Origin of the sequence: Streptomyces sp. NPDC002884, from assembly GCF_040295245.1 — a bacterium.
GTDB lineage: Bacteria > Actinomycetota > Actinomycetes > Streptomycetales > Streptomycetaceae > Streptomyces.
Map to the genome: position 1 here is coordinate 174,820 of NZ_JBEOVB010000009.1, position 19,435 is coordinate 194,254.

Sequence of the window (19,435 nt, forward strand, 5' to 3'; positions counted from 1 at the left end):
CTTAGCGCGGGGGCCGGGGGCCGGGGAGGGTGGTGTGGCGAGGGTCGCGCCGATCGGGGCCGGGGCCGCGGCCTGCGGAACTGACCTCCCCCTCCCGGAAATTCGGTTATCCACAGGCAACCCACTGCCCAGTTCTGGCCAGTAATCTCGGCGTTCATGGAGCAGAGGCATCTCGGCCGCACCGGCCTGCGCGTGTCCCGCATCGGGCTCGGCACCCTGACCTGGGGCCGCGACACCGACGAGCACGACGCCGCGGACGTCATGAAGACGTTCTGGGAGGCGGGCGGGACCCTCGTCGACACGGCCGACGTGTACGGCGACGGGGACGCCGAGTATCTGCTCGGACGGCTGCTGGAGGGCCTGGTGCCGCGCCGGGACCTGATCATCTCGACCAAGGCGGGCAGCGTCCCCGACCCGGACCGCCCCTACGACGGCTCACGGGGGCACCTCCTCGCCGCGCTCGACGCCTCGCTGGTCCGGCTGGGCACGGACCATGTCGACCTGTGGCAGGTGCACGCCTTCGACGCCGACACCCCGCTGGAGGAGACCCTCCAGGCCCTCGACATCGCTGTCGCCACCGGCCGTGCCCGCTACGCCGGGGTCTCCAACTTCTGCGGCTGGCAGCTCGCCAAGGCGGCCACCTGGCAGCTCTCCGCGCCGGGCACCCGGACCCGCCTCGCGGCGACGCAGATGGAGTACTCGCTGCTGCAACGCGGCGTCGAGCGCGAGGTGCTGCCGGCCGCGCTGGATCTGGGCGTCGGTCTGCTGCCCTCCTCGCCGCTGGGCCGCGGCGTGCTCACCGGCAAGTACCGGGGCGACGCCCTGCCGCCCGGCTCGCGCGGTGCCTCCGACCACTTCGGCCTCTTCGTCGAGCCGTATCTCGACGACACCGCGAGCCGCATCGTGGACGCCGTATCGACCGCCGCGGACGGCCTGGCGGTGACGCCGCTCCAGGTCGCCCTCGCCTGGATCCGCGACCGGCCCGGCGTGGCCGCCCCGATCGTCGGCGCGCGCAACGCGCAGCAGCTCACGGCGGCATTGTCAGTGGAGGCCCTTAGTCTTCCTGACGAGATCTGCCGGGCTCTCGACGACGTGTCGGCGCCCGTGCACCGCTATCCCGATCACGACTGGAGCACGCTGTGAGCACGGAGTCGGTTCCCCCGGAGAGCACGGAGAACGCCGGACCGGCGACGCCGGACGCGGCCGGGGAGCCCGGGACCCCGGACGACACCGCGACGGCGCGGCCCGAACCGGCGCCGGCCGACAGCGCCCCGACGAGCGACGCCGACACCCCGTCTCCCGCCCCCGGCGCAGAAGCCGTGAGCGACGGCGACGGCGACGGCGACGGCGACGGCGACGGCGGGGAGACGCTCGCCGCAGGGGCCGAGGCAGATCCGGAAGCAGATCCCGAAGCGGAAACAGAGACGGAAGCAGAGGCGGAAGCCGGCAAGACCGGCGACGGCGAAGCGGCCGCGCAGCTCTCCGAGGCGCAGGCCGAGCTCGCCGCGCAGAAGCGCGAGCGGGAGCGGATCGAGCGGCGCCGGGCCGAGAAGGCGGAGCCCATCGACAGCGGGACCAAGCTGAGCGGGAAGGCCGCCGACCTGCTGGCGGCCGTGCGCGCGGTGGAGGGCGGGGCGAAGCCCCCGGCCACCGTGTTCGCCGAGCCGGCGCCCGCCCCGCGCCGCCCCGCCCCGGAGCCGGAGCGGCGCTCCCAGCCGGTGACCGCCGGACCGGCCGCGGACACCGCACCGGCGCCCGCGGCGGAAGCCGTCGAGGGGGTGCGGCGCGTGCTCGCCGACGGCGGCGCGCCCGAGGCTCTCGCGCCGCAGGCCGCAGCGGCGCTCGGCGAGGGCGCCGAGGAGCTGCTGCGCGAGGACCCGTGGCAGCTGCTGCGCGTCCCGAGTGTGCGTCCCGAGCAGGCCGACGGGTTCGCGCGGGCGCTGCTCGGCCCGGAGTGCGCCCCCGACGACGAACGGCGCGGCCGCGCGGTGACGGTCTGGCTGCTGGAGCAGGCCGCCCTGGCCGGACACACCGCCCTGGAGCTGCCGACGCTCACCGCCGCTCTCGGCCGCCAGGCCGTGCCGGACGCCGAGGCGGCCGTGCAGAGCGCGCTGGCCGAGGGCGACGCCCTCGTCTTCCAGGACGCCCTGGACTCGGTGGACGCCGCCCGGGCCGCCCAGCCCGGGGCGACCGCCGAGAACAGCGCGCACGGCCGGGAGGAGAGCGGCGAGGACGAGAGCGGCGAAGACGGCGAGGAGGCCCGGCCGGTCCGTGTCCTGGTGGGCCTGGAGCGGTACGCGCTGGCGGAGGAGAGCCTCGCCGACGCGCTGGCCCGGGTGGTCAACTCCCTGGCCAAGGAGGCCTCCGCGCCGTGGGAGTCGGTGACGGCCGGCGCGTCCGGCAGCACGGCCGAACTGCTGCGCGCCGTCGCCGGACACGGTCTGGTGCTGCACACCGGCGGCGACGCCTCGCACTCCGAACCGGCGACGCTGCTCACCGCGGCCCGGACCCTGGGCCTGCGCGCGGTCGCCGCCTGTCACACGCCGGACGGACGGCGGCGGTTCACAGCTCTCCTCGGCGAGCGGGCGGCGGACGGCGCCGTCGTCACCGTCGACGGTCTGCTGGCCGGCACCGAGGGTCCCGGACGGGACGCCGACGGGGCCTTCGCCCTCGACCTGCTGGTGCTGCTCGACGCTCCGCAACTGGACGTGGAGAACGCCGCGATGCTGGCGGAGTCGCTGCCGGACGGGGCGCGGCTGGTGCTGAGCGGGGATCCGGCGGTGCTGTGGTCGGCCGGTCCGGGCCGGGTCTTCGCCGATCTGCTCGCGGCGCGCGCCTGCCCGCAGGTCGCCTCGCGCACACCCGATCCGGGGCCGATCGGCGAACTCGTCTCCGGCGTCGGCATCGGCGAGCTGAACCAGGTCGACGCGCCCGGCAAGGAGATCGTGATCGTGCCGGTGCGGGAGGCGGGCGAGGCCGTGCACCGGACCGTGCAGCTCGTCGCCGACTCGGTGCCGCGGGCCTTCGGGATCACCCCCGAGGAGACGGTGGCGATCACCCCCGGGCACGGCGGCGCGGCCGGCACACGCGCGCTGAACGCCGCCCTCAAGGAACGGCTCAATCCCGGCCCCGGCCGCTTCGGCGGCTTCGACCCCGGTGACCGGATCGCCTACTCGCCCGCGCCCGGCCGTACGGTGCCGGGCCGGGTGGTGACGGCCGACGCGGACGGGCTGCATCTGTCCTGTGCCGACGGCCCGGTGGTCGTCCCGAGGGAACGGGTGGAGCAGGCCGTACGGCACGGGTGGGCGCTGACCGCGCACCAGGCCGTGGGCAGCCGGTGGCCCGCGGCGGTCGTGGTCCTGCCCGGGGACGCCGCACAGGCCCTCTCCCGTCCCTGGGTGTACACGGCGTTCGGCCGGGCGGAGCGCCATCTGTCCGTGGTGCACGGGGTCGAGCAGGCCCTGCCGAAGGCCGTCGCCGAGATCCCGGCGAAGCCCCGCACGACGCGGCTGCCGGTGCTGCTGCGCACCCAGGTCCCGGCGGCCGAGTAGCGCGGACGGCGGCGGTCCCGAAGGGTCTCCCCCTCGCGACCGCCGCCGTCATGAAGCCTCGGAGGCTCCCGCGTCCCGTCGGCCCGCTGTCGGCCGCCGACTAGCGGTCCGCGTCCAGTGGCTCCAGTTCCTCGTCCTCGATGTCGTCCGCGAGATCCTCGTCGTCGTCACCGTCGTCGAGCTCGTCGAAGACCGAGCTCACGTCGAAGCGGCAGACGACCCGCCCGGGGTCGGCCTGCTCGAACGGTGTCTCCAGCCACTCGCCCGGCTCGGCCGGTTCGTCCGCCGCCAGCACCCACAGCGTGGAGTCGCCCTCCTCCAGGCCGAACTCCTTGTGCCGGGAGGCGATCTCGTCCGGCTCGAACTCGCCGAACAGAATGCCCAGCGCTCCGTGCACCGTGTCCGAGACCGCGCCGCCCACTCCCTCGTCGTCCGCCGCCTCGATCCGCTGGGCCTGCGCCAGCAGCCGCTGCGGCTCCGCGACGGCGTAGTCGCGGCGGATCAGCACACTCAGCGCGTTCGGCTCCTCGGGACCCGCGTACGGCGGCAGGGAGTCCTCCGCGCCGGGGATCTCGAAGGGCGTGACCTCGTCATAGCGGTCGTAGAGCAGTTCGTCGTAGACCTCGGCGGCCGCGGCCAGCTCGTTGAACGCCTCGTAGACAGCCGGGTCGTCCTCCCCCGTCCTACGTTCGACCGCCGCCAGGTGGCGGTCGAGCGCGGTCTTGACCGCCTCGGCGGCGGCGCGTACCTCGGCAGCGGTGGGCTGCGCAGCATCAGACATAGTGCAGACGCTATCCGTACCGGACCCCAGACCGCACAATAGATGCGATGCCGGAATACGAATTTGTCGACGTCTACGTACCGCGCGGAGTCTCCCGCAAGGACGCGACCCGACTGCTGACCGACCATGCCGAGTACGGACACTGGGAGTTGGACCGCCTGAGCCTGCTGCGTGACGGCAGCCGCAGGGTGCGGCTGCGCCGGCGGATCATCCGCCAGGTGCGGGCCACGTGGTGAGGTGAGCCGACGGATACGGAGCGGGCCCCGCCGAGGCGGGGCCCGCTCCGTCGTGGGCTCACTCGGGGTTCACGCGGAGGGGCGTGCCTTGCGGTAGAGCACCGCGCCCGCGAGCAGCGCGCCCACGCCGGCCGGCAGGGCGAGGCCCATCGGCAGTTCGCTGCCGGTGTGCGCGAGTTGCGCGGTGTGGGCGGCGGGCCGCTGGACGCCGGAGGCGCCGGCCGGGGTCACGTGATCCGAGGTGGACGGTACGTTCCCGGGGCGGGACGGGTTGGACTGTCCGTGCCCGCCCGGCTTGCCGGGGCCGTGCCCTCCGGGCTTGCCCGGCGTCTCGTGGCCGCGGGAGGGAGGCGTGTGGGCGCCGGTACCGCTGTCGTTGGCGCAGTCGTTGCCGAAGGACGGGTTGAGGATCCCGACGACGTCGATGCTGTTGCCGCACACGTTGACCGGCACGTCGATCGGCGCCTGGACCTGGTTGCCGGAGCCGACACCGGGCGATCCGCCGGTGTACCCGCCCGCGTGCGCGCCCCCGGAGCCGCCGTGGCCGCCGCCGTGGTGACCGCCGTGGCCGCCGCCGTGGTGACCGCCCCGGCCGCCACCGCCGCCCTGGTGGTCGCCGTAGCCCCCGCCCTGATGGTCGCCGTAGCCGCCGCCCTGGTGGTGGCCGTGGCCGCCGCCCCGTTGGTCGCCGTAGCCGCCCGACCGCGCGCCGCCGCCCTTGTTGGCGCAGGAGTTGCCGAAGGTCGGGTTGAGCGCCCCGACGACGTCGACGGTGTTGCCGCAGACGTTCACCGGAACGTTGACCGGCGCCTGCACCGAGTTGCCCGACAGGACGCCGGGCGAGTCCGTGGCGGCACCGTTCGCGCCGGAGTCGGCGTGGGCGTAGCCGCCTGCGGCGGCGATCACCCCCGTCGCCGCCGCCACGGTCATGAGGCTTTTGCGGGTGACCTGTCGCATTGCTGAATCCCTGCTTTCAATCTCGTCACTCGGCCCGAATTGCTCGCATCATGGCAGCTGTTCGATTAGTTTCGGGCTCTTCGACTTCTTCGGCTTTTCCTTCGGAGAAATACCGTCGGCCCCGGAGCGCATGGCGCGCGCTCCGGGGCCGACGGTGTGGACGGACGACCCCTCAGCGGGTCGGCGTCACTTGTTGATGCAGGTGTTGCCGAAGGCGGGGTTCAGCAGCCCGATCACCGAGATCGTGTTGCCGCAGACGTTCACCGGGACGTGCACGGGCACCTGGATCACGTTGCCCGAGGCGACACCCGGGGAGTGCACGGCAGCACCCTGGGCACCGGCGTCGGCAACAGCCAGACCCGCGCCCGCGAGAACCAGCCCACCAGTGGCAGCCGCAGCAGCGACGACCTTCTTGATCATTATTCCTCCTTGTTGGCAATGCGATCCCAAGCAGCGGATCGCATCACCAGTAACGAGGGGGAATTAATGAGGCTACGCGCTTATCGGCGCATTCACTCTTCCCAGTCGCGCCCGCACAGGCGGCCGATTCCCTTCGTCCGTTCTCGGTCCGGTGAAATCTCGTTTCAGCGGGACAATTCAGGACGCGTCGATGAACCGGTCGAGCACACGCACCCCGAACTGGAGCCCGTCCACCGGAACCCGCTCGTCCACGCCGTGGAACATCCCGGCGAAGTCCAGCTCCGGCGGCAGCTTCAGCGGGGCGAAGCCGAAGCCGCGGATACCGAGGTCGTCGAAGGACTTGGCGTCGGTTCCGCCGGAGAGCATGTAGGGGATGGCCTTGGCGGTCGGGTCCTCGGCGAGCAGCGCGGACTGCATCGCCTCGACCAGCGGCCCGTCGAAGGAGGTCTCCAGCGCCTTGTCGGAGTGCACGTCCTCGCGGCGCACCTTCGGGCCGAGGATCCGGTCGAGGTCGGCGAGGAACTCGTCCTCGTGCCCCGGCAGGAACCGTCCGTCGACATGCGCGGTGGCCTCGCCCGGGATGACGTTGACCTTGTAGCCGGCGCCCAGCTGGGTCGGGTTGGCGGTGTTGCTCAGGGTCGCGCCGATCAGCTTGGCGATCCCTCCCAGCCTGGCGAGGGTCGACTGCATGTCCTCGGGGTCGAGCTGGGTGCCGAGCGCGTCGCCGAGTTCGTCGAGGAAGGCGCGGGTCGTCTTGGTGACCCGTACCGGGAAGGTGTGCCGGCCGAGCCGCGCGACCGCCTCGGAGAGCTCGGTGATCGCGTTGTCCCGGTGGATCATCGAGCCGTGTCCGGCGGTGCCGGCCACGGTCAGCTTCATCCAGTGCATGCCCTTCTCGGCCGTCTGGATGAGGTAGAGCCGCCGCTCCTCGCTCACGGTGAACGAGAAACCGCCCACCTCGCTGATCGCCTCGGTGACGCCCTCGAGCAGGTCGGGGTGGTTGTCGACGAGGTGACGGGCGCCGTAGGTGCCGCCCGCCTCCTCGTCGGCGAGGAACGCGAGCACGATGTCCCGGGGCGGCTTGCGCCCGGTGCGCAGCCGGTCGCGGACGACCGCGAGCGTCATCGCGTCCATGTCCTTCATGTCGACCGCGCCCCGGCCCCAGACGCATCCGTCGGCGACCTCGCCGGAGAAGGGGTGGTGGGTCCAGTCGACCGCGTTCGCCGGTACGACGTCGAGGTGACCGTGGATGAGCAGCGCGGGCCTGGACGGGTCCTCGCCCTCGATGCGGGCCACGGTGGAGGCGCGTCCCGGGTGCGACTCGAAGATCTTCGGTTCGAGTCCCACTTCGGCGAGCTTCTCGGCGACCCACTCGGCCGCCTTGCGTTCACCCGGGCCCGAGTGGTCGCCGTAGTTGCTGGTGTCGATCCGGATCAGCTCGCGGCAGAGGTCCACGACCTCGTCCTCGCCGGTGACGCTCCTGGCCGTGCCGTCGGTCGCGCTCACGCTGGTTCCTCCCGCTGTCACTGCTGGTGGGTCCCCCTCATCCTCTCTCTCCCCCGCCCCCCGCCCAAGGCCGGTCCCGGCCCGTCACACGCCGTTCACGCGGGATACGGCATCCGGCGGGGGCGACTGCCCGTGATCGGGCACCCCGGAAAGCCTGGTAATGTTTACGACGTCGCCGCGGGGGAAACCCCGCACGACAGACACCTTGTCCGGGTGGCGGAATGGCAGACGCGCTAGCTTGAGGTGCTAGTGCCCTTTATCGGGCGTGGGGGTTCAAGTCCCCCCTCGGACACAGAGGCAGAACCAGCCGGGACGTTCACGAGATCGTCCTCGATGGATCTGCGAATTGCCGGTGAGTCACGTGACTCACCGGCAATTCTTCGTTCCTGGAGCCCTTCGGACCTTCGGGCTCCCCGCTCGTCGCGGCACCGGCCCGCCCGTACCAGCCCGGGCCCGTCCTGAGCCGCGCCCGTCGGGCCGGTCACCGATACTGGGAAAATGGGCAAACTTGGGCAACATGCCCCAGCGAGCCGACGGGCCGACCCCTTGCCACCGAAGGCCGGGCCACCGCGAGCCGGTCCGAAGGCCCGTCACCGTTCGGCAGGCCGACGTCTGCTGTCGTTGCGGAAACCGCGCAGCGTCGCCGGTCAGGTCTTCCTGCTGCAACTGGCGGTCGTCCTCCTGCTCATCGCCACGGCCGTCGTGGTGCTCGTCATCCAGGACCGCAATCGCGCGATCCAGGAAGCCGGCGACCGGTCGCTGGTGGCGGCCGAGTCGTTCGCGAACGCCCCGGGCACCGCGGAGGCGATGAAGAGCGACGACCCGACGGCGGCACTCCAGCCACACGCCGAGGCGGTGCGCAAGAAGACCGGCGTCGACTACGTCGTGGCACTGAGCCCCTACGGCTTCCGCTGGACCCACCCGGACCCGGACCAGATCGGGAAGCACGTCTCCACCTCCTACGGCCAGGCACTCGAAGGCGAGCCCCACCAGACCACGTTCGACAGCAGTCTGGGGAAGGCGGTCGACTCGACGGTGGCCGTCTTCGACGAGAAGGGGACCGCGGTCGGCCTCGTCACCGTGGGGGTCACCGCGGACAAGGTGACCAGCGTGGTGCAGCACCAGCTGCCGGTGATCTTCGCCGCCGGCGGTGTCGCGCTGCTGCTGGCCGCGGGCGGGTCGGCCCTGGTCAGCGGGCGTTTGCGGCGCCAGACCCGGGGCCTCGGACCGGTGGAGATGACCCGCATGTACGAGCACCACGACGCGGTGCTGCACGCGGTCCGCGAAGGCGTGCTCATTCTGGACGGTGGCGGCAGGCTGCTGCTGGTCAACGACGAGGCGCGCCGGCTGCTCGCACTGCCGCCGGAGGCCGAGGGCAGGCCGGTCACCGGACTCGGGCTGAGCCCGGCCCTGGCCGGGCTGCTGGGATCCGGGCTGGCTGCCACGGACGAGGTCTTTCTGGCCGGGGACATCCTGCTCGCGGTCAGCGTGCGGCCGGTGGTCGGCCCGCAGGGGGGCAGCGTGGCCACCCTGCGGGACACCACGGAGCTGCGCGCCCTCGCGGGCCGGGCGGACGTGGCGGGCGGGCGCCTGCAACTGCTCTACGAGGCCAGCACGCGGATCGGTACCACCCTCGACATGACGCGCACCGCCGAGGAACTGACCGAGATGGCGGTCCCGCGCTTCGCCGACTTCGCCACCGTCGAGTTGCTGGAGCCCGTGCTGCAAGGGGGCGAACCGACGGGGGCGAGTACGGGGATGCGCCGTATCGCCTCCGAGGGCATCCGGGACGACGTGCCCCTCTACCCCGTCGGGAGGCGTATGCGCTACGCGCCGGACAACCCCGTGGCCATCGGTATGGCCACCGGCCGGCCGGTCCTGGTGGCGGACCTCGCCATGGCCGACGGATGGCGGGCCCAGAACCCGGAGCGGGCCCGGAAGGTCATCGAGTTCGGTATCCGCTCCATGATCTCGGTGCCGCTCCGGGCCCGAGGCCAATTGCTGGGTGTCGTGGAGTTCTGGCGTTCGGAGCAGGACCCCTTCGAGGCGGACGACCTGTCCCCCGCCGAGGAACTCGCCGGCCGGGCGGCCGTGTGCATCGACAACGCGCGGCGATACACCCGCGAGCACACCACGGCCGTCACCCTTCAGCGCAGCCTGCTGCCCGGCGTGCTCCCCGAGTTGTCCGCCCTGGAGGTCGGGCACCGGTACCTGCCCGCCCAGGCGGGGGTGGGCGGTGACTGGTACGACGTCATCCCGCTGCCGGGGGCCCGGGTGGCCCTGGTGGTCGGCGACGTCGTCGGGCACGGTCTGCACGCCGCCGCGACGATGGGTCGCCTGAGGACCGCGGTGCACAACTTCGCCGCCCTGGACCTGCCTCCGGACGAGCTTCTCGCGCACCTGGACGACCTGATCACCCGGATCGACCAGGACGCGGCGGCGCAGGGGAACACCGAGGCCGTCACCGGCGCCACCTGCCTGTACGCGGTCTACGATCCGGTCTCCGGGCGGTGTGTTCTCGGCCGGGCCGGTCATCCCGGTCCGGCGCTGGTCTCGCCCGACGGCTCCGTGACCTTCCCCGACATCCCCGTCGCCCCGCCGCTCGGCGTGGGAGGAGGCCTGCCGGTCGAGACGGCCGTACTCCGGCTGGCAGCCGGCAGCCGGCTGGTCCTGTACACCGACGGTCTGGTCGAGGCCCGCGGCCGTGACATCGACACCGGGCTCGGCATGCTGAGGCAGGCGCTCGCCCATACGGACGGCGCCGACCCGGACGACACCTGCCGGGCGGTGCTCGACGCGATGCTGCGCACCAGGTCGAGTGACGACGTCGCCCTGCTCGTCGCACGCACCCGGCTGCTCGACCCGGGCCAGGTCGGGGAGTGGGAGGTGCCCGGCGACCCCGCGGCCGTCTCCCGGATCCGCGCCGAGGCCACGCGCAGGCTGGAGTCCTGGGGGCTCGGCGCGGCCGCGTTCACGACCGAGCTGATCCTCAGCGAACTCGTGACGAACGCCATCCGGTACGGAGCGAGCCCCATCAGCCTGCGGCTGCTTCGCGACCGCGACAGTCTGATCTGCGAGGTCGCCGACGGCACCAGCACCTCCCCGCACCTGCGCCGTGCGGCCTTCACCGACGAGGGGGGGCGTGGTCTGTTCCTCGTCGCGCAGATGTCCCGCCGCTGGGGGACCCGGTACACCGACCGAGGCAAGATCATCTGGGCTGAGCAGGCGCTCGACGCCGGAGCCGCCGGGGACCTAGGCGGTCTCCCGATGGCGGACCTGTGAAGCGGGGAGCGGGACGGAGACCGGGCCGCGGCTCCGGGCCGCCGCTCCGGGCCGCCGCTCCGGGCGGGCCCGCGCCCGGAGCGTTCAGGAGCCGTCGCCGACCGTGAAGTACGGGATCTTGGCCGGGTCCTGGCCGAAAGCGGCCCCGAGATAGACGGCCGACAGTTTGGTGAGCGTCCCGTCGTCGATCAGCTGTCTGATGATCCGGTCCAGCTCGTCCTTGTCGGGTGACCCCTTCGGGTAGAGGGCGCCGTAGCCCTGGTCCGTCCGGTACTGGCCCACGAGGCGCACCTTGCCCTCCCGCTTCTGGGGATACGCCAGCAGGATCGTCGTGTCGTGGACGACCGCGTCGACCCGTCCCTCCTCCAGCGCCGTGACCATCTCCGGGTCGTTGGGGAAGGCGGTGACGGGCTTGGTCGGCTTGAGGCGCTTCTCGACGAACTCCTCGCCCGTGGTGCCCTCGGCCACTCCGATGCGGACGTCACGGATGTCGGCTTCGTCGATCTTCTCGTCGTCCCTGATCAGCACTCCCAGGGTCGAGGAGAGGTAGGGCGGGGAGAACTCGGCCACCTTCATGCGTTCCGGGGTGATCGTGATCTGCGCCAGGGCCAGGTCGAAGTCCTTGGTCCGGCCGGACACGACCTCCGGGAAGGGGGCGTTCTCCACCTTCACCCGGTCGAGTCCGGACCGATAGGCGATGTTGGCGGCCATGCAGTACTCGTAGCCGCTCTTGATGGAGTCCGGCGTGTCGCCGTTCCACCAGCCGGGCGCGGGCAGGGTCGTCTTGACCGTGAGGGCGCCCGCCGTCTCGGGTGTCAGGTGGAACTCCCCGTAATGTCCCGAGACCGGGCAGTCGCCGTAGCGGACGTTCGGCGACCGCGACCCGCCCTGGTCACAGGCCGATGTCGCGACGATGAGCGCCACGCCGACAGCCAGGGAGCCGATCGCTGCCGCGGCGCGCATCATTGCACCTCCGGTAGGGGCATACTCCTTGATTCACCATAAATCACCCCGAACCATACGACTGCCGGAGCCGTGCGGGAGGGCTCCGGAGCGCGGGTCGGGCCACCGCCTTCCAGCGGTGCCGAGCGGCCGGCCGCCCGCCTCGGCCCCGTTCCCGTCCTCGGCGCGTGCCACGCCAAAGCGGGACATCAGGGCGGCAGAGGCGTCCTTCCCGCCGATGTGGGGCAAGTCTCTCCGCGGTGCGAAGCTTCCAGGTCAGAGCGTTGCCGTTGATCTTCCACGGCACCCCGGACGGCCTCCCCGAGTGGCCGCTCCCCTGCGGCGAGCCTAGCGTCGTACTAAAATTTCCGGCTTGTTACGGAGCTGGACCGGACAACCCCAGGCAGACCTGCGGGCCCGCCGGCGCCCCGGAGGCTTCCGGGATCGAGACGCGAGGACCGATGGCAGCCATTCACGAGAGCAGTGCTCTCGGCCTGCTCGACGAAGAAATCCACGCTCGACTCGGTGACACCGCACGCTTCTCCGGCGGCCCCGCCGCCTCCCCCCGCACCCTCGTCGACGTCTTCGACGCGTCCGTACGGTCGTTCCCGGACGAGCTCGCCCTGGACGACGGCAGCACGCCCCTCACCTACCGCGCCCTCGCCGTCGAGGTGGAGAACCTCCGGCGCCGGCTCTCCGCCGCCGGGGTCGGGCTCGGCGACCGGGTGGGCATCCGTGTCCCGTCCGGCACCAACGACCTCTACGTGGCGATCCTCGCCGTCCTCGCCGCCGGCGCCGCCTACGTCCCGGTGGACGCCGAGGATCCCGACGAGCGGGCCGAGCTGGTCTTCGGGGAGGCGGACGTGCGGGCCGTCGTCGGCGCCCGGCACGAGATCACCGTCCACGGCACGTCCGGGGCGGCCGCCGCCCGCCCAGGCACCGAGCACGACGCCTGGATCATCTTCACCTCCGGCTCCACCGGGAAGCCCAAGGGCGTCGCCGTCAGCCACCGCAGCGCCGCCGCCTTCGTGGACGCCGAGGCCGCGCTGTTCCTCACCGAGGAGCCGATCGGGCCCGTCGACCGGGTCATGGCCGGGCTCTCCGTGGCCTTCGACGCGTCCTGCGAGGAGATGTGGCTCGCCTGGCGCTACGGGGCCTGCCTGGTGCCCGTGCCCCGCTCCCAGGTCCGCAGCGGCGCCGATCTGGGGCCCTGGCTGGTCGAGCAGGAGATCACGGTCGTCTCCACGGTGCCGACGCTGGCCGCGCTGTGGGAGCCCGAGACCCTCAACGACGTACGGCTGCTGATCTTCGGCGGTGAGGCCTGCCCGCCCGAGCTGGTGCAGCGGCTGGTGACGGAGGGGCGGGAGGTCTGGAACACGTACGGGCCGACCGAGGCCACCGTCGTCGCCTGCGCCTCCCTGATGTCCGGCGAGGAGCCGATCCGGATCGGACTGCCGCTCAGGGGCTGGGAGCTGGCCGTCGTGGACGAGGCCGGGGAGCCCGTGCCGCTGGGCGGCAGCGGGCAGCTGGTGATCGGCGGGGTCGGGCTCGCGCGCTATCTCGACGCCGAGAAGGACGCGGAGAAGTACGCGCCGCTCGAGTCGCTGGGCTGGGAGCGGGCGTACCGCAGCGGTGACCTGGTGCGCGCCGACGTCGAGGGGCTCGTCTTCCTCGGACGGGCCGACGAGCAGATCAAGCTCGGCGGGCGGCGGATCGAGCTGGGCGAGGTGGACGCGGCACTCCAGGCGCTGCCGGGTGTCGCGGGGGCCGCCGCCGCCGTGCGGACCGCCCGCGGCGGCAATCAGCTCCTGGTGGGATACGTCGTGACGCAGGACGGCTGGGACCAGGCGGCGGCCGTGCAGCGGCTGCGCGCCGAGCTGCCCGCCGCCCTGGTGCCGCTGCTCGCGCCGGTGGACGACCTGCCGACCCGGACCTCGGGCAAGGTCGACCGCAACGCCCTGCCCTGGCCCCTGGAAGGGGTGGAGACGGGCGGCCCGGCCGAGCAGCTCTACGGCACCGAGGCCTGGCTGGCGGAACAGTGGACCGAGGTCCTCGGCATCCCCGTGGGCAGTGCCCGCGACGACTTCTTCGCGATCGGCGGCAGCAGCCTCGCCGCCGCCCAGCTGACGACGCGGCTGCGCACCCGCTACCCCAGCGCGGCCGTCCTCGACATCTACCAGCAGCCCACCCTGCGCAAGCTGGCCCGGCACCTGGAGAAGTCCGCGCAGGACGACGGGGCGACCCGCGTCATCGCGCCGGTGCCCGCGCGCGCCAAGGTGATCCAGACGCTGCTGCTCGTACCGCTGTTCACGCTGCTGGGGCTGCGCTGGACGGTGCCGCTGGCCGCGCTCGGCAACCTGCTGCCCGCGTACGCCTGGCTGCCGACCGCCCCGTGGTGGCTGGTCGGGTCCGCCGCCCTGCTGCTGTTCAGCCCGCCCGGACGGCTCGCGATCGCCGCGGGCGGGGCGCGGCTGCTGCTGCGCGAGGTGCAGCCGGGGCGGTACCCGCGCGGTGGCGGCGTCCATCTGCGGCTGTGGACGGCGGAGCGGCTGGCCGAGTTCAGCGGGGCGACCTCGCTGACCGGGTCCTGGCTGGAGCGCTACGCACGGGCCCTGGGGGCCAAGGTCGGGCCGGACGTGGACCTGCACTCGCTGCCGCCGGTGACCGGCATGCTGAAGCTGGGCCGGGGCGCGGCCGTGGAGTCCGAGGTGGACCTGTCCGGCTGGTGGCTGGACGGCGACCGGCTGGAGATCGGGACGGTCAAGGTGGGCGCGCACGCCGTCGTCGGCACGCGCAGCATGCTCTTCCCCGGCGCCCGGGTCGGCAAGCGGGCCGAGGTGGCGCCGGGTTCGGCGGTCACCGGTCAGGTACCCACCGGTCAGCGGTGGGCGGGCGCGCCCGCGGTCAAGCTCGGCAAGGCCAAGCGCAACTGGCCCAAGGAACGGCCGGCGCGGGGCACGTCCTGGCGTGTGCTGTACGGCCTGGCCGGTTTCGCGCTGACCGCGCTGCCGGTGCTGGCGGGCGGGGCGGCCCTGCTGGTGGCGAGCCGCTTCGTGACCCCGGACGGCGGGCTGGGTGAGGCCCTGCGGGGCGCCGCGCTCGCCCTGGTCCCGGCCACGCTCGCCTTCGGTCTGGCGTACGCCGTGCTGCTGCTGATCGCCGTACGGCTGCTGAGCCTCGGTCTGCGCGAGGGCACGCATCCCACGCACAGCAGGATCGGCTGGCAGGCCTGGACCGTCACACAGCTCATGGACCACTCGCGCGAGACCCTCTTCCCGCTGTACGCGGGGCTGGTCACGCCGGTGTGGCTGCGGCTGCTCGGGATGCGGATCGGCAAGGGCGCGGAGGTCTCCACGGTCCTCGCGCTGCCCAGCCTGACCACGGTCGGCGAGGGCGCGTTCCTCGCCGACGACACGCTGACCGCGCCGTACGAGCTCGGCGGCGGCTGGATGCGGATCGGGCGGGCGGAGATCGGGCGGCGGGCGTTCCTCGGCAACTCGGGGATGACCGCGCCGGGGCGGAGCGTGCCGGACGGCGGCCTGGTGGGGGTGCTGTCGGCGACGCCGAAGAAGGCGAAGAAGGGCAGCTCGTACCTGGGGCTGCCGCCGGTGAAGCTGCCGCGGAACACGACCGGCGGTGACCAGAGCCGGACGTACGAGCCGCCCGCGCGGCTGCTGTGGGCTCGTGCGCTGGTGGAACTGTGCCGGATCGTGCCGGTGTTCTGCTCGGCGGGGCTGGCCGTGCTGACGGTGGCGGTGCTGTGCGCGCTGGGCGTCTGGGCGCCGCTGCTGTCCGGGCTCGTCCTGCTCGGGGCGGGGGCCGCGGCGGCCGTCGTCTCGATCGTCGCCAAGTGGCTGCTCGTCGGGCGGCATCGCAGCGGCGAGCATCCGCTGTGGAGCGGCTTCGTGTGGCGCAACGAGCTGGCGGACACCTTCGTCGAGGTCGTGGCGGTGCCGTGGCTGGCGGGCGCCGTGCCGGGGACGCCGGTGATGACGGCGTGGCTGCGCGGGCTCGGCGCGCGGATCGGCAGGGGCGCGTGGGTGGAGAGCTACTGGCTGCCGGAGTCCGACCTGGTGACGCTCGGGGACGGGGCGACGGTGAACCGTGGGTGCGTCCTGCAGACTCACCTCTTCCACGACCGGATCTTGCGGACGGATACTGTGGTCCTCCGTGAGGGTGCCACGCTGGGCCCTGGCGGGATCGTGCTGCCCGGCAGCACGATCGGGGCCCGGACGACCCTGGGTCCCGCGTCGCTCGTCATGGCCGCGGAGTCCGTCCCGGACGACACCCGCTGGCTCGGCAACCCGATCGAGGCATGGCGTCCCTGAGAGGGGGCTACTCGGAGTCGGTGGGCGGTGCGCCGGCGGCGGGTGGTTCGATTACAGGTCAGGGAGCGGACGGGGAAGTGGCAGTTCAGCAGGCGGTCGGGCCGGATCCCTATTTCCCGGCGAACGGTGATTCCCGTTACCGGGTGCACCGCTACGAGCTCACGCTGGACTACCGGCCCGGCCCGAACCGGCTGTCGGGCGCGGCGCGGATCAACGCCATCGTGGGGCGCTCGGCGCTGCCGGAGTTCCAGTTGAACCTGGCCGACTTCAAGATCGGCCGGGTCCGGGTGGACGGCCGGCCGACGCATTACACCCACCGTGGCGGCCGGCTGCGCGTGCGGCCCGCCAAGCCGCTGCGCGCCGGGGCCGCCTTCACCGTCGAGGTGCACTGGTCGGGCAACCCCAAGCCGGTGAACAGCCCCTGGGGCGGGATCGGCTGGGAGGAGCTGGGCGACGGGGCGCTGGTGGCCAGCCAGCCCGTCGGGGCGCCCTCCTGGTATCCGTGCAACGACCGGCCCGCGGACAAGGCGTCGTACCTGATATCGGTCACGACACCGTCGGCGTACTCGGTGGTGGCGGGCGGCCGGCTGCTGACGCGGACCACGAAGGCCTCGACGACCACCTGGGTGTACGAGCAGGCGGCGCCGACGTCGAGCTATCTGGTCGGCCTGTCCATAGGCAAGTACCAGACCGTCCTGCTGGGCGACCCGGGACTCGGGGGCATCCCCCAGCACGGGCACCTTCCTGCCGAGCTGCTGGCGGAGTTCTCGCGGGACTTCGCGCGCCAGCCCGGGATGATGCACCTCTTCCAACAGCTCTTCGGGCCCTACCCGTTCGACGAGTACGCGGTGGTGGTGACGGAGGAGGACCTCGATGTCCCCGTCGAGGCCCAGGGGTTGTCGCTGTTCGGCGCCAACCACGTGGACGGCGCGCGGGGTTCGGAGCGGCTGGTGGCGCACGAGCTGGCGCACCAGTGGTTCGGCAACAGTGTGTCCATCGCCGACTGGCGGCACATCTGGCTGAACGAGGGGTTCGCGAAGTACGCGGAGTGGCTGTGGTCGGAGCGGTCGGGCGGGCGCAGCGCGCAGCAGCTCGCCGCGGTCGCGCACCGGTCGCTGTCCTCGCTGCCGCAGGACCTGCGCCTCGCCGACCCCGGCCGCAAGTCGATGTTCGACGACCGGCTCTACGAGCGCGGCGGGCTCACCGTGCACGCGCTGCGCTGCGCGCTGGGCGACGACGCGTTCTTCCGGATGCTGCGCGCCTGGCTCGGGCTGCACCGGGGCGGGTCGGTGACGACGTCGACGCTCGCCGCGCACGCGGCCCGGTTCGCGCCGGAGCCGCTGGACGAGCTGTTCGAGGCATGGGTGTACGGCACGGCGCTGCCGCCGCTGCCGGTCCCGTCGGTGGCCCGGGGCGCGGAGTCGGCGTAGGCGCTCCGCTGTGCTCGCGGTGCTGCACCGACCGGGTGGTGAGACGGCCGGCACGGTGTTCGGCCCGCGGGCCGGTGGGGGTCGATCGCACGGTTCCCCGCGCCCCCTACGGGGCACGGCGCCCTCCGACGGGCGCGATCGGCGGGCGGGCACAATGGGGGCATGGCCCGACGCACCGCCCGCCCGCGACAGCGCGCCTCCGCCGCCGTCCGCACCTCACCCGCCACGCCCGCCGGCTGCCCCTGCGGGCTGCCCGCGCCGTACGAGGCCTGCTGTGGTCGTCGCCACGCGGGCGCCGAGGCCGCGCCGACCGCCGAGGCGCTCATGCGGTCGCGGTACTGCGCCTTCGTGCGGGGTGACGTGGGGTATCTGCTGCGGACATGGCATCCGCGGACGCGGCCGGAGCGGCTCGAGCTCGATCCGGGGATGCGGTGGACGGGCCTGGAGATCCTCGGGACGGCGGACGGGAGCGCCTTCCACACGACCGGGACCGTGGAGTTCCGGGCCTCCTACCGGGGCGGCGCGCTGCACGAGCGCAGCCGGTTCGAGCGGGTGACCAGGGCCTGGGTGTACGTGGACGGGGAATTCCCCGAGTGACGCGCCGGCGCGTCAGGGCGCCAGGATGTCCAGTTCCTGGAGGGCGCCGGCCGTGATCTCCCGGGTGAGCCGCTCCGCGCGGGCCGCGTCCCTCTCGCGGACCGCCTCCGCGACCTGGACGTGCAGGGTGACGGCGGCCGGGTCGGGGTCCTCGAACATGACCTCGTGATGGGTGCGGCCCGCCAGGACCTCCGCGACGACGTCGCCGAGGCGGGCGAACATCTCGTTGCCCGAGGCGGCGAGGATCACCCGGTGGAAGGCGACGTCGTGGACGAGGTATCCCTCCAGCCGGTGGCCGCGTGAGTTGGCCACCATGCCGAGCGCGCACTCCGTGAGCTCGGCGCACTGCTGCGCCGTGGCGTGTCTCGCCGCCAGGCCCGCCGCGACCGGTTCGATCGCCGAGCGCAGGACGGTGAGCGAGCGCAGCTGGTGCGGGCGGTCGGCGCCGGCCAGCCGCCAGCGGATGACCTCCGGGTCGTAGACGTTCCACGCGGACCGGGGGCGGACCGTCACGCCCACCCGGCGGCGGGACTCGACCAGGTGCATGGATTCCAGGACGCGGACCGCCTCGCGCATCACCGAGCGGGAGACGTCGAAGCGCTGGGCCAGTTCGTCGGTGCGCAGAACGCTGCCCGGCGGGTACTCACCCGCGGTGATCGCGGGGCCCAGGGCGTCCAGTAGTTGGCCGTGCAGACCCCGGCCCGGAGTGGTCATGCACTCAGAGTACGGGGTAGATCACTGAGCCAAAAAGTCAGACTTATTTGTCACACACTCTTGAATTAGTCGGACCTAATCGGATTCAGTGTCGTCGGCGTCCGTTGACGTCAGACGTCGAGGCAGACAGTGAGGCAGAGATGCGTACCCCGCACGTCGTCGTGGTGATGGGCGTCGCCGGCACGGGCAAGACCACCATCGGTCCCCTGCTCGCCGCCCGGCTGGGCGTTCCGTACGCCGAGGGCGACGACTTCCACCCGCAGGCCAACATCGACAAGATGTCGGCCGGCACCCCGCTCGGCGACGACGACCGGTGGCCGTGGCTCGACGCCATCGGCGGCTGGGCGGACGAGCGGGCCGGGCTCGGCGGGGTCGTCAGCTGCTCGGCGCTGAAGCGGTCGTACCGCGACCGGCTGCGGGCCGCGGCCCCCGGGGTCGTCTTCGTACACCTCGCGGGCGACCGCGCGCTGATCGAGGACCGCATGGCGCACCGGCAGGGCCACTTCATGCCGACCGCGCTGCTCGACTCCCAGTTCGCCACGCTCCAGCCGCTCCAGGCGGACGAGACCGGCGTCGTCGTCGACGTCTCCGGCAGCCCGGAGGCCATCGCCGGGCGGGCCGTGACCGCGCTCGACGCGCTTCCTCAGCCTGCCTGACCACCTCGCACCGACCACCCCGCACTTCCCCCCCG

Annotated in this window: 14 protein-coding genes and 1 tRNA gene; 9 read left to right on the top strand and 6 right to left on the bottom strand. The window is 73.0% G+C overall.

All coding sequences use genetic code 11. The features are described from left to right. Positions 1 to 156: 156 nt before the first annotated feature. Together ABT070_RS20815 and ABT070_RS20820 are read left to right on the top strand one after the other, a co-directional pair. A complete protein-coding gene (locus ABT070_RS20815) occupies positions 157 to 1,143 on the top strand; it encodes an aldo/keto reductase (RefSeq protein ID WP_351762611.1) in 987 nt (328 codons plus the stop codon). Further along, a complete protein-coding gene (locus ABT070_RS20820) occupies positions 1,140 to 3,551 on the top strand; it encodes a helix-hairpin-helix domain-containing protein (RefSeq protein WP_351762614.1) in 2,412 nt (803 codons plus the stop codon). Before ABT070_RS20815 ends, ABT070_RS20820 begins: the two co-directional genes overlap by 4 nt. A gap of 100 nt (positions 3,552 to 3,651) precedes the next feature. Here the strand turns inward: ABT070_RS20820 and ABT070_RS20825 are convergent, their stop codons facing one another. Then, positions 3,652 to 4,332 (bottom strand): hypothetical protein, encoded by a 681-nt coding sequence (locus ABT070_RS20825; RefSeq protein WP_351762617.1) that lies wholly within the window; start codon positions 4,330 to 4,332, stop codon positions 3,652 to 3,654. Positions 4,333 to 4,379: 47 nt separating this feature from the next. Here ABT070_RS20825 and ABT070_RS20830 point away from each other — a divergent pair, with 47 nt between their 5' ends. Then, the gene (locus tag ABT070_RS20830; protein ID WP_005485166.1) at positions 4,380 to 4,568 is read left to right on the top strand and encodes a DUF5703 family protein; all 189 of its coding nucleotides are present in this window, start codon (positions 4,380 to 4,382) and stop codon (positions 4,566 to 4,568) included. Positions 4,569 to 4,637: 69 nt separating this feature from the next. Here the strand turns inward: ABT070_RS20830 and ABT070_RS20835 are convergent, their stop codons facing one another. The 3 genes from ABT070_RS20835 to ABT070_RS20845 form a co-directional block, all read right to left on the bottom strand. Next, positions 4,638 to 5,525 (bottom strand): chaplin, encoded by an 888-nt coding sequence (locus ABT070_RS20835; protein WP_351762620.1) that lies wholly within the window; start codon positions 5,523 to 5,525, stop codon positions 4,638 to 4,640. A 186-nt stretch (positions 5,526 to 5,711) separates the two neighbouring features. Further along, positions 5,712 to 5,945 (bottom strand): chaplin ChpH, encoded by a 234-nt coding sequence (gene chpH / locus ABT070_RS20840; protein ID WP_028806602.1) that lies wholly within the window; start codon positions 5,943 to 5,945, stop codon positions 5,712 to 5,714. A gap of 177 nt (positions 5,946 to 6,122) precedes the next feature. After that, positions 6,123 to 7,451, bottom strand: coding sequence for a M20/M25/M40 family metallo-hydrolase (locus ABT070_RS20845; RefSeq protein WP_351762624.1), 1,329 nt, complete (start codon positions 7,449 to 7,451; stop codon positions 6,123 to 6,125). A gap of 207 nt (positions 7,452 to 7,658) precedes the next feature. On the opposite strand from ABT070_RS20845, the gene ABT070_RS20850 reads away from it, so the two are divergent. Together ABT070_RS20850 and ABT070_RS20855 are read left to right on the top strand one after the other, a co-directional pair. After that, positions 7,659 to 7,743, top strand: a tRNA-Leu gene (locus tag ABT070_RS20850). Positions 7,744 to 7,949: 206 nt separating this feature from the next. Beyond that, positions 7,950 to 10,733 (top strand): SpoIIE family protein phosphatase, encoded by a 2,784-nt coding sequence (locus tag ABT070_RS20855; RefSeq protein ID WP_351762626.1) that lies wholly within the window; start codon positions 7,950 to 7,952, stop codon positions 10,731 to 10,733. Positions 10,734 to 10,817: 84 nt separating this feature from the next. Here the strand turns inward: ABT070_RS20855 and ABT070_RS20860 are convergent, their stop codons facing one another. Next, positions 10,818 to 11,696 (bottom strand): ABC transporter substrate-binding protein, encoded by an 879-nt coding sequence (locus ABT070_RS20860; protein WP_351762629.1) that lies wholly within the window; start codon positions 11,694 to 11,696, stop codon positions 10,818 to 10,820. 440 nt (positions 11,697 to 12,136) lie between these two features. On the opposite strand from ABT070_RS20860, the gene ABT070_RS20865 reads away from it, so the two are divergent. From ABT070_RS20865 to ABT070_RS20875, 3 genes are all read left to right on the top strand, one after another. Then, positions 12,137 to 16,003, top strand: a complete 3,867-nt coding sequence (locus tag ABT070_RS20865) for a Pls/PosA family non-ribosomal peptide synthetase (RefSeq protein ID WP_351762632.1) — start codon at positions 12,137 to 12,139, stop codon at positions 16,001 to 16,003. A 77-nt stretch (positions 16,004 to 16,080) separates the two neighbouring features. Continuing rightward, complete coding sequence (locus tag ABT070_RS20870) at positions 16,081 to 17,433, top strand: M1 family metallopeptidase (RefSeq protein WP_351762635.1); 1,353 nt, start codon at positions 16,081 to 16,083, stop codon at positions 17,431 to 17,433. A 162-nt stretch (positions 17,434 to 17,595) separates the two neighbouring features. Continuing rightward, positions 17,596 to 18,030 (top strand): YchJ family protein, encoded by a 435-nt coding sequence (locus ABT070_RS20875; RefSeq protein WP_351762638.1) that lies wholly within the window; start codon positions 17,596 to 17,598, stop codon positions 18,028 to 18,030. Positions 18,031 to 18,042: 12 nt separating this feature from the next. On the opposite strand, the gene ABT070_RS20880 is transcribed toward ABT070_RS20875, so the two are convergent. Beyond that, entirely contained in the window at positions 18,043 to 18,744 is a 702-nt protein-coding gene (locus ABT070_RS20880) for a FadR/GntR family transcriptional regulator (protein ID WP_351762640.1), read from the bottom strand. Positions 18,745 to 18,884: 140 nt separating this feature from the next. Between ABT070_RS20880 and ABT070_RS20885 the strand changes: the two genes are divergently transcribed. After that, on the top strand, positions 18,885 to 19,400 hold the full coding sequence (locus ABT070_RS20885; protein ID WP_351762642.1) for a gluconokinase: 516 nt from the start codon (positions 18,885 to 18,887) through the stop codon (positions 19,398 to 19,400). Positions 19,401 to 19,435 lie beyond the last annotated feature (35 nt).

Excerpts from the sequence above, each read along its gene's own strand:
- ABT070_RS20815 (WP_351762611.1), top strand. The coding sequence starts at position 157 with ATGGAGCAGAGGCATCTCGGCCGCACCGGCCTGCGCGTGTCCCGCATC.
- ABT070_RS20885 (WP_351762642.1), top strand. The coding sequence starts at position 18,885 with ATGCGTACCCCGCACGTCGTCGTGGTGATGGGCGTCGCCGGCACGGGC.
- ABT070_RS20875 (WP_351762638.1), top strand. The coding sequence starts at position 17,596 with ATGGCCCGACGCACCGCCCGCCCGCGACAGCGCGCCTCCGCCGCCGTC.
- ABT070_RS20880 (WP_351762640.1), bottom strand. The coding sequence starts at position 18,744 with ATGACCACTCCGGGCCGGGGTCTGCACGGCCAACTACTGGACGCCCTG.
- ABT070_RS20860 (WP_351762629.1), bottom strand. The coding sequence starts at position 11,696 with ATGCGCGCCGCGGCAGCGATCGGCTCCCTGGCTGTCGGCGTGGCGCTC.
- ABT070_RS20830 (WP_005485166.1), top strand. The coding sequence starts at position 4,380 with ATGCCGGAATACGAATTTGTCGACGTCTACGTACCGCGCGGAGTCTCC.
- ABT070_RS20835 (WP_351762620.1), bottom strand. The coding sequence starts at position 5,525 with ATGCGACAGGTCACCCGCAAAAGCCTCATGACCGTGGCGGCGGCGACG.
- ABT070_RS20865 (WP_351762632.1), top strand. The coding sequence starts at position 12,137 with ATGGCAGCCATTCACGAGAGCAGTGCTCTCGGCCTGCTCGACGAAGAA.
- chpH (WP_028806602.1), bottom strand. The coding sequence starts at position 5,945 with ATGATCAAGAAGGTCGTCGCTGCTGCGGCTGCCACTGGTGGGCTGGTT.
- ABT070_RS20825 (WP_351762617.1), bottom strand. The coding sequence starts at position 4,332 with ATGTCTGATGCTGCGCAGCCCACCGCTGCCGAGGTACGCGCCGCCGCC.
- ABT070_RS20855 (WP_351762626.1), top strand. The coding sequence starts at position 7,950 with ATGGGCAAACTTGGGCAACATGCCCCAGCGAGCCGACGGGCCGACCCC.